The following is a 14623-nucleotide window of genomic DNA, read 5'->3' on the forward strand; positions in this document are numbered from 1 at the left end:
CAGACATAAGCAGCAGCCCATAAGACGAACACGCCCAGCCAAAGCCATACGGACCTCAACATTATCACCTGCCTTGTGCGCATATTCTTCCACTTCGAGTGACAGTTTCCTCTTGGTTGGATCGTAGTACTACATATGATGGAGCATAGATGGCCCGACCCCTCGGTGAAGGGTCGGGCTCACCTACTTTCGAATGTTACTTGCCGGCAAACCGCAGTGCATCTTGGGCGTGTTTCCAGGCGTTCCTGAAATGGTCAACGGCGTTCGCGTAGCTGCCACCAGAGAGCTTTGCTCTTGCTTTAAGCATCTCTTCTTCAGCCATCCGGATCTGGTGGTCAATCCTTGCTTGCTGTCTCGGCTCGTCTACCGAGACAGCCTTTGCTTCCGAGATAGTAACCCTTGCCAAAAGCTCATCGGCCTTCATGATGTCATCGATGACCGCCGAAACGGATGGGATCAGGGATCGATCCCCGTGCTGCCCAATCTCTTCAACGATCTTTCGTAGTTTCTGTACGGCGCTCTTCTCTGCGTTAAACACCTTGTGACCGTGTTTTGCATCTAAATGGGTGTCGTCCATCCACAAAGATTCAGTCAGAGAATCCTGTAGGTGTTCTATGGCCTGCTTCAGGTCAGATCTACTATTGTGGTTGGAAGGGGTGAGGCTTGACAGGAGCTTCACGGCCCCCGCCTTCAGAGATCTTGCGCTGTCATCTCCCTTCACGGTCACGCTGGCCTGGTCGGCAGCCTGGTTCCCGGCATCGTCGTAGACCGTCAGTCTGACAGTATACACGCCGGGTGTTGAATAGGTATGGAAACCGTAGTAATACTGTATAGCCATCAAGGAAGAAGGAAAAGCAGCGCAATAAGAATCGTCCCAGGAATAACGGAATCCCCCTTTAACCCCCTCCCGGGGCGAACGATCCCTGCATCATCATCGCAATAACCAGTGGAAGGGATAGAATAGCCAACCGTCATCTATGGTGATCCCTCATCCCGAAAGCTGAGGCCCGGCCGGGCATGGAGGAACCGCCGGTCAATAGGGTACGTTACCGCCCTGATGTAAGTGAGTATTGGTAGACTCTTTCGTCCTTCCCCATTTCCGAGCCGATAAACTCGTGCCTGCGGTTCTTGAAGTATAGCACGCCGTCCTTTTTCTCGATAAACTGCAGGTAGTCCCCGCGCATGGGAGGGCCGCTCGCTTCAACGAACTCCCTTTCTTCCTTGTCCAGCAACTCTTTGTATAGCACGACCCTGCTGTAGTCCTGTAGATCGACAAGCGTCAGGAAGCTGTCCGTGTTGGGGCGGATCAAAAGGAAGTCGTCGCCGAAGCCCTCGATGAAGTAGTTGTCGTCCCGGCCGCCCAGGGCCGCCAGGTCATATTCCCTGACGATCTTGCCCGACCGGTCGTCGACAATGTAGGCGGTTTTCCCGGCGTTCATAATCACCAGGTCCTTGTAGAAATTGACGTTCCGTTCATACCTGTAGGAATAGTAAGCGTGTGTCTGGTGAACGAGCTTGTCGCCGCGGATGTAGACAGTGTAGAGGTCATGGTTGATGTGGGGCTCCCCGTAGCAGTCCTCGATGACCAGCAGTACGTTGCCGGCGGGGGTTCGGTGCGCCTCAAGGCGCCCAAGATCCTTAATCCCGGTGCCCAGGCAGCCGAGCTTCTTGGTAGGCTGGTTACGGTCCACGCGGTACAGGTACCCGGCCTGTTTATCCAACCAGTATTCGCTGCCGCCCAGACTGGTGCGCAGGTACTTAGGCTGAACGGCGGGCAGAACGTTTTCCCAGAAGGCCACGTTTTCCTCTTTAGTCCAGGCGTCCCACCCGCCGGCGGTGCCGACGCGGACGTAACCGTCCCTCTTTTCCGTGATGAAGACCGGCATTTCGTGCACCGTTACCTCGGGGGCAACCTTGCCGATCCCTTCGAACACGGCCCCCTCGTGTACCTGGCTGCCCTGTCTCAGGAACCCTTCCCGGGGCTCGGCCTGGGCCACCGGTGAAAGACAGTCCTTCGGGATCCAGGCCGTTTGCACGGCGGGGAGGTCATAGACGGTAACCGCTACCTGGACCCAGTCGCCCCATTCCTTGAGTGGCTTCAGCAGCTTTCCCTTAGTCAGCTCAGTGACCCGGGGGCCGCCGGGGTATAAGGCGCCGCCGGTGTCCCGGTTCAACACCCGGTAATCGAGAGGGGTCTCGCTGACCGGGGCCGTACCGTCGTCCGAGAGGTACCACCGGGGAATCCACCCCTCCAGTTCCCCCTGCCTTATCCGCGCCCATTCGCCCCGCGTTTCCAGGACCTCGACCGCCGACCCGCCGAACACCTCGCCAGGGGGCTCGCGCATGGTCTCAGGCTGGGGACCAGGGTAGAGTTCATAGGCGCAGCCCGGGCGCACCTGAGCTGTCTGGGTCTTGGTCGCCGGTGTTCCGTCCGGCCCCGCACAGCCTAACAGCGCACAAAACACAAGCGCACATAGCAATGGTTTCAACAGGGATCCCTCCACGGACGTTTTGCGGCGCATTACCGGGCGCAGTTCTTTATCGGAATAAGGCTCTCTCCAGGTAATCCATGACAGCCCTTTATAGTACATGACAGGTTGGACGGGCTTTTGGATTGCCGAAGTGCAAAAAAATTCCCGGGCCTTGCCCCGGGCTTCTTCTTGCTAACAAACTCCCTGAAGAGTTCATCCACCGTTTACTATGGGTCCCCGTTACCGGATGCCGGCATCATACCCCAGGGTCGACAGCAAACCCACAATCGCTTAGAATCAGAAAAAGGTTCCAAAAGTCCGGATCCTGGAGGCTTGGTCATCTTGGGATGCGTTTTTCCGCTTATCGCTCTGTTCCTCCTGGCGCCGCTGCTGCTGGCCCTGTTCTACTTCCAGGTCGTCACCTTTTCCTTCACCAAGCTGGGGGTCTCCCCCGAGGGCGCCTTCCTGCTGATGCTGGCGGTGCTGCTGGGCAGCATGGTGAACATCCCCGTCTGGCGCCAGCGCACCCAAGTCTACTATCACGATGAGCAGCCCTATCTGCCGTTCTTCTACTACCGTCCCCCGGTCTGCCGTGAGCGGGTGATCGCCGTCAATATCGGCGGGGCGGTGATCCCCACTCTCTTCGGGCTCTACCTGTTCGGCCGCGCCCCGTTCATCCCCACCGTCCTCGCCACCCTGATCGTAGCCCTGGTCGCCCGCAGCCTGGCCCGTCCCGTGCCGGGGATCGGGATCACCATGCCGGCCTTCATCCCCCCCATCGTCGCCGCTCTGGCCGCCCTGCTGCTGGCGCCCCAAAACGCCGCCCCGGTGGCCTTCATCGCCGGCACCTGGGGCACCCTGATCGGCGCCGACCTGCTTAACATCCCGCGCTTTCACTCCCTGGGCGCCAACGTCCTGAGCATCGGCGGCGCCGGCGTGTTCGACGGGATCTTCCTGGTGGGCATCGTCGCCGCCTTTCTGGCCTGAACCGGCGGAAGCGGAAAGTCAGGCGTCCAGGCGATGCGGCAGCCCCGGCGCCGGCCTTCGGTCCGAAGAAGGCGTCGCCCCGCAGGTAGCGGTCACCACCCCACCCAGCCGGCGAGCAGGCCGAAGGTGACCCCGATCAGTCCCCCGCCCGCCACGTCGGAGGCGTAATGGACGCCCAGGTAGACGCGGGAGAAACCGATCACGGCGGCCAGGATCAGCAGCGGCAGACCGATGAGCGGCAGGTGGGGATATATGGCCATCGCTACAACGAAGGCGGCGTTGGTGTGCCCGGACGGGAAAGAATAGGGACAGGTCGGCACGTCGAAGAAGCGGGTGCCATGCAACACGAAACGCGGGCGCGGCCGGTTGACCCGGTGCTTCACAACGTGTACCACCAGGTGGCTGGCCGCAAGCGCGATCGCCACCGAAATCCCGGCGCGCCAGACCGCCTCCCGCCCGGACAGGAGCCCTGCAAACAGGGTCGCCAGGGTGACGGCGATCGTCGCCCCGGCGCTCCCCAGATGGGTCAGAAGCGGCAGCAAGCGGTCAAGCAGCCGGCACCGCAAACCCTTGTGACAGAACCAGAACACCCGGTTATCAGTCGCACGCAGAACAGACCACATGCGCTTTCCCTCCTTATGCCTTGCCGACGAGCCCCGCTCTCACATCCGTCGCGGGAGAAGCTACTGACCGCCCGACGACGACGCATAAACGCATTATATCAGTTTCCTTTCCACAAGTCGCGGGGGCACGCCCGGCGGTGGCCGCCTGCTGCGACGCCCGGTGCGCATGCGGCTTCTCGACCGCCCCCTGGTTCCGCACCGCATCGCCCGCCTGTACGAGGACGTCAGCGCCGAACCGCCCGCCGCGCCGCCGGCCACCGCAGAGCGTGAATTCCGGTCTGGACACCCTCCCCTCTTTCGTGCTAGCATCGAGATACAAGTAAATACTGGCAGACTGTCCAGGGTGCCGTTCCCCGGGGCGCCACTCTAAGACCGTTCAAAAACGAGCATGATGCGGAAGGTGCCGCCGGGCGGAGCGGAGCGTACTGAGATGGTACGTGAGCACCGGCCGGCGGCACCTGACAAAGTCAGGCGACGTTTTCCACGGTCGCCTTGGAAACGGTGAAAAGGGAATCAGGTGTTAAATCCTGAGCGGCCGCGCCACTGTGATGGGGAGCGTTCCTCCGCCGGACGCCTGTCCGGTTTGTCGCCACTGGGCCCGACGGGTCCGGGAAGGCCGGGGTGGAACGCGGTGAACCAGAGCCAGGAGACCTGCCCGGACAGCCCACCATGCTGACCTCCGCGGGAGAGGGGGCGTGATGTCCGTGCGGCATAAAGAACGCGGCGGATAGCCTTGTCGACCCGGCCATGGGAGGCCGGGTTTTTTGCTTTCGGACTGCTTTCAGCCCGATATCCACGTGAAGGAGGCAAAAGGGATGAGGCTCCGCCAAAGGATAACCATACTCCTTTGTACCGTCATCCTGATCCTGAGCCTGGCGGCCGTACCGGCCCTGGCCGGAATCACGGTCCAGCTGAACTTCGACGGTAACGGCATCGTCTACGAGGGAACGCCCATCACCATTAGGGCGACAGTTTATGACGAGAACGGCATATTGATTACCAACCCGGCGGTGGAGTGGTCGCTGGATCCCGCCGCCGGTATCCTGAGCGCAGTATACGGCGAGGCGGTCACTTTCACCCCCGCCCGGCCGGCCGGCCTGGACCGCTGGGACAGCGTAGTCACGGTGACCCGTGCCGCTTACGGCGGGGCGACGGCGGAACTGCCGCTGACCATCTACCCCGGGGAAGCCAAAGACGACCCCCTGGCGCGGGCGAAGGTCTACCTGCGAGGGCAGCAGAGCGCTTCCGGGTACTGGACCGGCCCTTGGGGAGACTGGGCGGCCATCGCCCTTGCCATCGCCGGGGAAGACCTTGACGCCGATCAATGGCTGAAAGGCGAACGGGGACACCTCGACGCTGTACGGGATGCCGTCTACGCCTGGGATGTGAACAATGTACTAACCACGACCGTTGCCCGCACCCTGCTGACGGTAGCCACGGCCAGGAAGACCGGCGCTAATGTAAACCCGCGGGACTTCGGCGGGCAAAACCTGATCGATTTGCTCCAGGGGCGCCAAGATCCGGAGACCGGACATTTCGGCAATGCTCAAGAAACCACCTATATCAACGCCCACGTCTGGAGCATCTTGGCCCTGTCTGCTGCCGGGGTTCAGATCCCTGATACTGACCAGGCAGAAGACTGGCTTAGGCACTGCCAGAATAGCGATGGCAGTTGGGGTTATGACACCGTGTACGTTACCAGTGACCCGGACATGACCGCTGCCGCTCTTCGTGCGTTGCATGCACTTGGTGTAGGCAGGACTGATTCCGCCGTTGCCACGGGGCTGGACTTCCTAAAGGGTTTTCAAAAACCTTCGGGTGGATTTGCCGCACTGGCCTATGACGAGTATTGGCGTCCCATTGGACCAGCCACCACCGCCTGCGCCGACACCACAGCCGAAGTGCTAATGGCTCTGAACGATTTGGCGATCAATCCCCGGGAATGGGCCGTGGGTGTAAACAACCCCGTTGATTATCTATCTGGGCTCCAACTCGCCGACGGTTCATTTGCGTTCCAGGAAGGCAGTCAACTAACTAATACCAAATCGACCAGCGCGTCGCTCATGGCGTTGGCTTATACAAATACCCTTTTCCCCGGTGGCGGCGGGGGCAATCCGGGGGGTCCCGGAAGTGGGGGGAACGATGATAGCATCACCGTCACCGCCGGGGTGCGGGGACTGGACGGGGCGACAATGTATGCCCCGCGGCCGGTGGAGCTGGGACCCGGCGAGCAGACCCCGCTCGGCGCCCTGGAAGCGCTCGGCGCCCACGTTACAACCGGTTTCGGCGGGGGCTATGTGGTCGCCATCGACGGCCTGGCCGAGAAGGACTACGGCCCATCCAGCGGCTGGATCTACGTCGTCAACGGCGACGTGCCTTCGGCGGCGGCCGACAACTGCCCCCTCGAAGACGGGGACGACGTGTTATGGCGCTACGTCCGTTCCCTGGCCGAAACCGGTGAGTTTGCGCCGGAGGAGCTCCTTGGACCATCGCTTCCCCCGGCGCTGGCGGACGGGGTGGCCGCCCTGGAGCAGGTCCTCTCGTCATCCCCCGCCGCCGCGGAAGGCACCGGCACGACCGTGCTACCGGGTGAGCCGCTGGCCGGCGACGCGGCCGCGGCACTGGCGCGCGCCCTGGCCGCCAACCGCGTCGACCTGGCGCAAGAGGTTACCGGGGAAGTGGATACCCTGGTCGGCGACGAATTCCTGGAGGCCGCGGTGCGGATCCCGGCCGGCGGCCTGGACCGGACCGTGAGCATTACCGTGCGCGAGCGGGATCCCGGGGCGGAGCAAACCCCGGCCCCCCTGGGGCGGACCTTCGCCTCCGGCGTCTACGACTTCGGCCCGGACGGGCAGACCTTCCGGCAGCCGGCGACGGTCTACGTGCGTTGTCTCCCGGCGGAGGGGCGGTCACCCGCCGACCTGACCCTGGCCTGGTTCGACCCGCAGGCCAAGGCCTGGCGCCTGCTGCCGGCGGCCTACGACCCGGCGAGCGGCCTTCTGGCCGGACGCACGACCCACTTCACCCGCTTCGCGGCGCTGACCCCGGCCGGCCCGCGCCCGGCCTTTACCGATCTCGACCCGGACGGGGAAGCGTGGTACGCCGGGGCCGTAACGGACCTCGCCGCGCGGGGGGTCATCAGCGCCGACGAGGGCCCGGCCTTCAACGCGCAGAATCCGGTCACCCGGGCGACCTTTACCGGCTGGCTGGCCCGGGGACTGGCGCTTCTACCGGGGCCCGACCCGTCCTTCACCGATCTCGGGGCGGGCCATGCCTACCGGGCCGAAATCGGTGCCGCGGCACGGGACGGCCTGGTCCGCGGCCTGCCGGACGGCTTCTTCGGCCCGGAGAGATCGCTGACCCGCCAGGAGCTGGCCGCGGTCCTGGTACGCGCCGCCATGCGCCGGCACGAAATCAAGGATCTCCCGCCCGGCGAAGTCCCGGCGCTGCTCGCCTCCTTCGCCGACGGCGCACAGGTGGCGGACTGGGCGCGCACGGCGGTGGCCACCGCGGTACGCGAAGGACTGCTGGCCGGTATGCCCGACGGGCGCCTGAATCCCCTCGACCCGGTCACCCGCGCGGAGGCGGCGGCCTTCGTGCAGCGCCTGATGGAACATGAAAGGACGGTACGCGATGCGGCGTAAAACCGCCAGCAAAAATACCGGAACATATCCTGAAACGATTGATTTACCTTTCGGTATAGAAACACCGTCCCGGCGGACCTTTTTCAGGACGCTCATGCTTACCTTTCTTCTTGTCCTGCTCCTGAGCCTCCTGGGCTGCGGGACAGCGCCGGATCAAGCCGGGTCATCCCCGCCACCCTCGGCCTCTACATCGCCGTCGGAAGTTGCGGCGGGGGACCGCCCGGTCCGTACAGCGCCATCGTCGGCTGGGAGTTCAGCCGCACCCGTAACGGTACCCCCGGCGGCGACCGATGGAAGGCAGACGTCCGCCTCTCCCGACAACCACCCGGCCGCCGCCGACCCCGGCGGTCAGCCCCCGGGCCGGCCGGCCGACGGTCGTACCGTGACCCTCTGGGTGACCCGGGACTTCGGCCGGCAAGCTCTCTTCGCCGACGAGGTACCCCTCCCGCCCGGGAGCGACGCCCTGACGCTCACGAAGAACCACGCCCGGGTTGAGACGGCTTACGGGGGTAAGTTTGTGAATGCCATTAACGGCGTGCGGTCCGGCGGACGGGGCGGAAGGACGGACTGGCTTTTATGGGTCAACGGTCTTCTATCCCCCGTCGGGGCCGCGGATTGCCGCCCCGCGCCCGGGGACGTGGTCTGGTGGGACTACCGTGACTGGAGCGCCGGGCCTCCCGCGCCGGCGGCCGTCGGGGCCTTTCCCCAGCCCTTCCTGCACCACGGCTGCCGCATTCTACACCCGCCGGGCAGGGAGGCCGCCGCCCTGGCGCTGGCGCGGGACCTGCGCGCCCACGGCATTAACCCGGGTGTTGACCCGCTGACCGAGGACGGCATAACCAGCCGCCGCACGCCGATCCTGGTCGTCGGGCTCTGGCGTGAACTGGCGGATTGCGCCCCCCTGGCCAGCCTGCTCGACCGCGGCCCGCGGGCCGGTGCTTACTGCCGCCTGGAACCGGACGCGATTATCACCCTGGACGCCAGGGGCCGCGAGGCCGCCCGCCACGGCGCCGGGAGCGGGATCATCGCGGCCATGGCGTCCGGGCCGGGCGACTCCAGCCCGGTTTGGCTCGTGGCGGGCGTCGATGAGGACGGCCTGGCCCGAGCGCTCACCCTGTTCAAAGAAGGCAAGGCGTTCAAGCGGTGCAGTGGCGTGGCCGTTACGCCGCAAGGCATACACCGCCTGCCCCAAAAACTTAATTAAAGGTCAGACACCGAAATTTTAAGTAAGAGGTCAGGCCCCTAACTTAAAACCTGAACCGAACAGGTGGGTAATCCAATACTCAGTGCAAGGTGGGAAAGAATGACTAAATTCTCGAAAAGCGCAAGGGTGGACCTCCGCGTCCGCCCGGAATCGCGGAAACGGCGGGTTCGGGCCAGCCTGCGCCCCTCCCCGATAACGAAAGGCTTAACTCTGCTTCTTTCAATCATTTTATTATTGGCGTTGTCCGCCCACCCGCCGGCCATCGCCGCGGAGCCGGCGCCGGGGCCGGCCCAGGCTGCCCCGGCCCCTGTCACGGTTCCGCCGGAGGCCGAGGCCGCCCTGCAAAAGGCCCGGAGTTACCTGGCGGCGGTTCCGCCGGAGAAGAGCTCCCCCTGGGTAATCATCGCCCTGAGGGCGGCGGGCGGCACCCCGGCCCTTCCGCCGGGGACGAACGAGGAACTGTCGCCGGACGCCCCCACGACCGATGCCGCCCTGCGCCTGCTCCTGTACGTGGCGACCGGTGAACGGGGCGCCGCCCCGGACGGCTTGGTCGCCACCCTCGCCGGCACCCAGCAGGCCGGCGGCAAGTTCGCCGACACCCTGGACGGGCGCGGCGAGGAACTGGTCAACGCCCACGTCTGGGCCGTCCTCGCCCTCCGCGCCGCGGGCCGGGAAATCCCCGACCCGGAGGCCGCCATGCAATGGTTGTTGGCGCAGCAGCACCCGGACGGCGGCTTCTCCTTCGCCACCGATTTTAAGGAATCCGACGTGGACATGACCGCCATGGCCCTGCTGGCCGCGACCGCCCTGGGCGCGGATCGTCACCAACCCGCGGTCGCCGCCGCCCTTGACTTCCTCGAACGAAACCAGGCGACCGGCGGGGGCTTTGCCTCCTGGGGCGTGGAGTGCAGCGAGTCCGCCGCCTCCGTCCTGCAGGCCCTTGCGGCCGTAGGCGAGGACCCGGACGCGCCCCGCTGGCGCAAGCCCGGGGGGAACGTGCTGGAAGCGCTGCTCCGCTACCAGCGCCCCGACGGGTCCTTCGCCCACGCGGAGGGCGGGGACGCGGACCTCATCGCCACCTGCCAGGCGGCGTTCGCCCTTGGTGATTACATCGCCGGGCGGCCCTTCTGGGAGCGGCTCAAGGACAGCATAGGCTTCACCGACCTTCCGCCCGGCTACTGGGCGGCGCCCGCGGTGAAAAGCCTGGCGGCCGACGGGATTCTCGCCGGGCTCCCCGATGGAAGATTTAATCCGGACGGCGATGTCACCCGTGCCGAACTGGCCGCGATCCTGTCCCGGGCGCTTCATTTGCCCGCCGGCCCGACACTGCCCTTCCGCGACCTGCCCGAGGGGCACTGGGCGGCCGGCAGCATCGGCGCCGCGGCCAAGGCCGGCTACCTGCGCGGCCGTTCCGGCGGATGTTTCGCCCCCGAGGCCCCGGTGACCGGCGGAGAGTTGGCCGCCATCCTCTGCCGGGTCGGGGGCCTGGCCACGCCGCCCGCCGCCCCCGGGGAATCCTGGTGGGCGCCCGCGGCGGAGGTGGCACAACAATACGGCCTGCTCGGCCCCGCCTTTGCTCCCGCGAAGGCCGCAACGCGGGCCGAAGTGGCATGGGGCGTTTACCGCGCCCTGATGGTACATGCGCGCGGGCGCTAGGCCGGCGGCAGCCGGAGGTTTCCACCCGGCGGCGGCCATGGCCTACTTCGCCATGCTCGTTCTCGGCGCCGTCGCCGGCGCCCAACCCCTGCCCCTCCTCTTGTTCCTGGGAGCGGCCCTGGCGGCGATCTCGGCCCACCCCGGCGGGGCACGCCTGGCCCTGCGGATGGGCCTGGCCTTCGTCCCCCTGGCTGTTTTCGTCGCCCTGGTCAACGTCGCCCTGGCCCCGCCAGGGCCGACGCTGCTTTACACCGTTCCGCAAAGCCTGCCGCTCCTCGGCGGCCGCCCGGTGACGCTGGAAGCGGTCCGCCACGGGCTGGTGATGGCCCTGAGAGTGATGGCGCTCCTGGCCGTCTTCATGGCCTACGACCGGACGGTGGACACCGACCGCAACTTCCTCTACCTGGCACGTCGCATTCCGGCCACCGCCCTCACCCTGCTCCTGGCCCTGCGCCTCCTGCCCGTCATGCGGAACGACTTCGCCGCCATCTGCGAGGCCCACCGGGTGCGCGGCCTGCCTTTCGACGGGGGCCTTCTCCGGCGCTGGCGCTCCTACGCCGCCGTCCTGCGGGGACTGCTGGTCCTAGTCCTGGAACGCGGCCTGGAGGTCGCCGAAGCCATGCACGCCCGCGGTTTCGCCAGCGGCCGGCGTTCCTGCGCCGTGCGGTATCCCTGGCGGCCGAGGGATACGCACCTCACCTCCGGCGCCGCGACCCTGCTCCTGGGCGGGGCCGCCGGGGGCTGGGGTACGACGCCGCTCCTGCCCGGGTGGGCGGCGGCAGGGTTGTGGCTGACCGCCGCCGGGGCGCTGATCCTGCCTTTCTGGGAATGGGGGTGCCGCCTACGGCCCTGCTGGAAGCACGCCGCTTGACCTACCGCTACCCCGGGGCCGGTGAGCCGGCCCTGGACGACGTGAGCCTCCGGGTGGAAGAGGGCGAGTTCCTGCTGCTCGCCGGCCCCTCGGGAGGCGGCAAGAGCACGCTCCTGCGCGCCTTCGCCGGCCTGGTGCCCGATTACCACGGGGGGACGGTCGGGGGGGCGGTGTACGCCGCGGGACAAGAGATCGGTACGCTGCCCCGCCGGGAACGGGCCCGGCTGGTGGGAATCGTCTTCCAGGACCCGGAGAAGCAGCTGGTCATGGACGCGGTGGAACGCGAACTGGCCTTCGGTCCCGAGAACCTGGGCCTGCCTGCGGCGGAGGTCGAGCGGCGGGTGGCGGAGGCGGCGGCCTTCTTCGGCCTGGAAGACATCCTCGGTGCCCGGGCGTCACGGCTTTCCGGAGGGTGGAAGCAAAAGGTGGCCCTGGCCGGGGTTCTTACCCTTTACCCCCGGGCGCTGCTCCTGGACGAGCCGACGTCCCAGCTCGATCCCGTGGCGGCCGAGGACTTCCTCGGCCTGGTGAAGAGGCTCAACGTAGAACTCGGCCTCACGGTGGTCATGGCCGAGCACCGGCTGGAGCGCTGCTACCACCTCGCGTCGCGGGCGGTAATGATGTCCGGGGGGCGGATCGTGGCCGACGGGGAGCCCCGGGCGGTGGCGCGGGAGGCCATCCGCGCCGGCATGTCCCCGTACTTGCCGGCCGTGACACGCCTTCTGGCCCCTCTCTTTCCCGCGGAAACACCCCTGACGGTGGCTGAGGGCCGGCAACTCCTGCGCCGTGCCGGCCTGGCCGGCCGCTCGGCGCATGGCGACACCGGCGGCTCCGGCGGCGCCCGGCGCCGCTCCGCGCCCGCCGTCCGGCTGGAGAAGGTCTGGTACCGCTACCCGGGCGGCCCCACCGCCCTGGCCGGCCTGTCCTGGGCCGTCCACCCCGGCCGCGCCTGCGCCCTGGTGGGGCCCAACGGGGCCGGCAAGAGCACCCTGCTCCGGCTGGCGGCCGGCCTGATCGTTCCCGACCACGGCCGCGTCACCTTCGGCAACGGCCGGAAGCCCCTGCGGGAGACCGGCCTGCGCGCCGGCGTCGCCTACCTCGCCCAGAACCCCGACGACCACCTCTTCCGGGAGACGGTGCGTGACGAACTGGCCTTCACCCTGCGCCAGATCGGCCGTGCGGGGGATATCCCGGCCACCCTGCGGGAATGTGGGATTGAAGCGCTGGCCGGCCGCCATCCCCGGGATCTCGCGGCCGGGGAACGCCTGCGTGTCGCTCTGGCCTCCCTCCTGGTGGCCGATCCGGAAATCCTGCTCCTGGACGAGCCGACCCGGGGGCTTGACGCCGAGGCCCGCCGCTCCCTGATGGAACTGCTGTGGAAGCTGTGCGTGAGGGGGAAAACCGTCGTGCTGGCGAGCCACGACATCGACTTCGTCGCCGAGTGGGCGGACCGCGTGGCCTTCCTCTCCGGGGGCCGGGTCCTGGACGAAGGGCCGGCGCGGGAGATCCTCGCCCGCTCCCCCTTCTTCAGCCCCCAGGTGGCCCGCCTCTTCGCGGGCGAGGCCCGGCCGGTCACCCTGGCCGAGGCCCGCCGCGCCCTGGCGAAGGAGGCCGGCGATGGGAAATAAGGCGGCCGGCGGCCCGCGCCGGTGGATCCCGGCGGCCGTCGCCGCCGTCGCGCTGGCCCTGGGGCTCCCGGCCGCCGTCCTCGCCGCGGGCCTCAACTGGGGGGCTTTCGCCTTCGCGTCCGTAGCCGGGCTCCTGCTGGCCGTGGTCCTGGCCTACGAAAAGAGCGGCCCCAACGCCCGGGAGACCGCCCTGGTCGCCAGCCTTGGCGCCGTGGCCGCCGCGGGCCGGATACCCTTCGCCGTCCTGCCCGGCGTCCAGCCGGTAACCTTTATTTGCATCCTCTCCGGGATGGTCTTCGGCGCCCGAACCGGCTTCGCCGTCGGGGCGTTGGCCGCCGCCCTCTCGAACTTCGCCCTGGGACAGGGGCCGTGGACGCCCTGGCAGATGCTGGCCTGGGGGCTGGCCGGCGCCACGGCGGGATGGATGCGGGGTCCGCTGGCCCGGACCGGGCGGCCGGGGTTGGCCGCCTTCGGGGTTATCTGGGGGTACCTCTTCGGGTTGATCGTCAACATGTGGGTGTGGACCAGCAGTTTTTACCCGGTGGACCTGCGCTCCCTGCTGGCCGTCGAGGCGACGAGCCTGGCCTTCGACACCGCCCACGCCGCCGGCAACGCGGTGTTCGCCCTGCTCCTCGGGCGGGAAGCGCGGCGCGTGCTGGAGCGCTTCCGGGCACGGATTACCGTGGAAAAAACATAGAGCCGGTGGGACAAAGGCGGCGCAGGGCGCACTCCCCGCACCGCGGCTTGCGCGCGCGGCAGACCGCCCGCCCGTGGTAAATAAGCCGATGGGAAAACTCCGTCCAATGCTCCCGGGGGACGACCTCCATCAGGTCCCGTTCAATCTTCACGGGGTCCCTGTGCTCCGTCAGCCCCAGGCGCCCGGCCAGGCGGCTCACGTGGGTGTCGACCGGCAAAGCCGGGACACCGAAGGCGTTGCCCAGGACGACGTTGGCCGTCTTCCGGCCCACTCCGGCCAGGCCGGTCAGCTCCTCCATCGTTTGGGGCACCCGGCTGCCGCAACGTTCCTCGATGGCCCGGCAGCAGGCGATGATGTTTTTCGCCTTGTTCCGGAAGAACCCTGTCGGGCGGATGTCGTTCTCCAGCTCCGCCGGGTCGGCGGCGGCGTAGTCGCGCGCCGTCCGGTACTTGCGGAAGAGGTCCGCCGTGACCTCGTTCACCCGCGCGTCGGTGCACTGGGCGGAGAGGATGGTGGCGACCAGCAGTTCCAGGGGGTTGTTGAAGTTGAGGGCCGTGCACGCGCCGGGGTATTCCCGCTGCAGGATGTCAATGATCTCGGCCACGCGTTTCCTTTTCTCCGCCGGTGTCTCCTTCACGGCCTCATCCTTCCCGCCTCTCGCTAGAACCGTACTATTCCGCTATAGATAAAGTACCCGCCCAGGAAGACGAGGAATCCTCCGCAGAGGGCCAGGATACCGCGGTAGAGCAGCGGGGTCAGGAAGCGCCGTCCTCCCGCCACGACCGCCGCCACGGCGGAGTACCATAGGAAGTCGGCCGAGATGTGCCCGGTATAGAAAGAAA

Annotated in this window: 12 protein-coding genes and 1 riboswitch; of the genes, 7 read left to right on the top strand and 5 right to left on the bottom strand. The window is 66.9% G+C overall.

Annotation, left to right across the window (positions count from 1 at the left end; all coding sequences use genetic code 11):
* Positions 1–196: 196 nt before the first annotated feature.
* Together QMC81_10360 and QMC81_10365 are read right to left on the bottom strand one after the other, a co-directional pair.
* Positions 197–838 (bottom strand): PKD domain-containing protein, encoded by a 642-nt coding sequence (locus tag QMC81_10360; GenBank protein ID MDI6907867.1) that lies wholly within the window; start codon positions 836–838, stop codon positions 197–199.
* Between the two features lie 208 nt (positions 839–1046).
* Positions 1047–2489 carry a hypothetical protein gene (locus QMC81_10365; GenBank protein ID MDI6907868.1) on the bottom strand — a complete coding sequence of 481 codons (1443 nt, stop codon included), beginning with the start codon at positions 2487–2489 and terminating at the stop codon, positions 1047–1049.
* 324 nt (positions 2490–2813) lie between these two features.
* Here QMC81_10365 and QMC81_10370 point away from each other — a divergent pair, with 324 nt between their 5' ends.
* A complete protein-coding gene (locus QMC81_10370) occupies positions 2814–3458 on the top strand; it encodes a DUF1614 domain-containing protein (protein MDI6907869.1) in 645 nt (214 codons plus the stop codon).
* Positions 3459–3550: 92 nt separating this feature from the next.
* Here QMC81_10370 and QMC81_10375 read toward each other — a convergent pair whose 3' ends face one another.
* Entirely contained in the window at positions 3551–4081 is a 531-nt protein-coding gene (locus QMC81_10375) for a phosphatase PAP2 family protein (GenBank protein MDI6907870.1), read from the bottom strand.
* A 467-nt stretch (positions 4082–4548) separates the two neighbouring features.
* A riboswitch (cobalamin riboswitch) is annotated at positions 4549–4755 on the top strand.
* A gap of 141 nt (positions 4756–4896) precedes the next feature.
* On the opposite strand from QMC81_10375, the gene QMC81_10380 reads away from it, so the two are divergent.
* The 6 genes from QMC81_10380 (at position 4897) to QMC81_10405 (ending at position 13781) form a co-directional block, all read left to right on the top strand.
* A complete protein-coding gene (locus tag QMC81_10380; GenBank protein MDI6907871.1) occupies positions 4897–7725 on the top strand; it encodes an S-layer homology domain-containing protein in 2829 nt (942 codons plus the stop codon).
* A 94-nt stretch (positions 7726–7819) separates the two neighbouring features.
* Positions 7820–8929 carry a DUF4430 domain-containing protein gene (locus tag QMC81_10385; protein MDI6907872.1) on the top strand — a complete coding sequence of 370 codons (1110 nt, stop codon included), beginning with the start codon at positions 7820–7822 and terminating at the stop codon, positions 8927–8929.
* A 99-nt stretch (positions 8930–9028) separates the two neighbouring features.
* The gene (locus tag QMC81_10390; protein MDI6907873.1) at positions 9029–10585 is read left to right on the top strand and encodes an S-layer homology domain-containing protein; all 1557 of its coding nucleotides are present in this window, start codon (positions 9029–9031) and stop codon (positions 10583–10585) included.
* Positions 10569–11456 (top strand): energy-coupling factor transporter transmembrane component T, encoded by an 888-nt coding sequence (locus tag QMC81_10395; GenBank protein MDI6907874.1) that lies wholly within the window; start codon positions 10569–10571, stop codon positions 11454–11456. The genes QMC81_10390 and QMC81_10395 overlap by 17 nt, the downstream gene beginning before the upstream one ends.
* A complete protein-coding gene (locus QMC81_10400; GenBank protein ID MDI6907875.1) occupies positions 11372–13084 on the top strand; it encodes an ATP-binding cassette domain-containing protein in 1713 nt (570 codons plus the stop codon). Before QMC81_10395 ends, QMC81_10400 begins: the two co-directional genes overlap by 85 nt.
* Positions 13074–13781, top strand: coding sequence for an ECF transporter S component (locus tag QMC81_10405; protein MDI6907876.1), 708 nt, complete (start codon positions 13074–13076; stop codon positions 13779–13781). Before QMC81_10400 ends, QMC81_10405 begins: the two co-directional genes overlap by 11 nt.
* On the opposite strand, the gene nth is transcribed toward QMC81_10405, so the two are convergent.
* Both nth and QMC81_10415 read right to left on the bottom strand, forming a co-directional pair.
* The gene (gene nth / locus QMC81_10410; protein MDI6907877.1) at positions 13762–14418 is read right to left on the bottom strand and encodes an endonuclease III; all 657 of its coding nucleotides are present in this window, start codon (positions 14416–14418) and stop codon (positions 13762–13764) included. The two genes, QMC81_10405 and nth, sit on opposite strands and share 20 nt — an antisense overlap.
* Before the next feature lie 23 nt (positions 14419–14441).
* Positions 14442–14623 (bottom strand): lysine transporter LysE (locus QMC81_10415; GenBank protein ID MDI6907878.1); only part of this gene is annotated, 182 nt, incomplete at its 5' end.

It is taken from the genome of Thermoanaerobacterales bacterium, assembly GCA_030019475.1.
Taxonomy (GTDB): Bacteria; Bacillota; Desulfotomaculia; order Desulfotomaculales; family JASEER01; genus JASEER01.

Excerpts from the sequence above, each read along its gene's own strand:
- QMC81_10360 (MDI6907867.1), bottom strand. The coding sequence starts at position 838 with ATGGCTATACAGTATTACTACGGTTTCCATACCTATTCAACACCCGGC.
- QMC81_10375 (MDI6907870.1), bottom strand. The coding sequence starts at position 4,081 with ATGTGGTCTGTTCTGCGTGCGACTGATAACCGGGTGTTCTGGTTCTGT.
- QMC81_10380 (MDI6907871.1), top strand. The coding sequence starts at position 4,897 with ATGAGGCTCCGCCAAAGGATAACCATACTCCTTTGTACCGTCATCCTG.
- QMC81_10385 (MDI6907872.1), top strand. The coding sequence starts at position 7,820 with ATGCTTACCTTTCTTCTTGTCCTGCTCCTGAGCCTCCTGGGCTGCGGG.
- QMC81_10390 (MDI6907873.1), top strand. The coding sequence starts at position 9,029 with ATGACTAAATTCTCGAAAAGCGCAAGGGTGGACCTCCGCGTCCGCCCG.
- QMC81_10395 (MDI6907874.1), top strand. The coding sequence starts at position 10,569 with ATGCGCGCGGGCGCTAGGCCGGCGGCAGCCGGAGGTTTCCACCCGGCG.
- QMC81_10405 (MDI6907876.1), top strand. The coding sequence starts at position 13,074 with ATGGGAAATAAGGCGGCCGGCGGCCCGCGCCGGTGGATCCCGGCGGCC.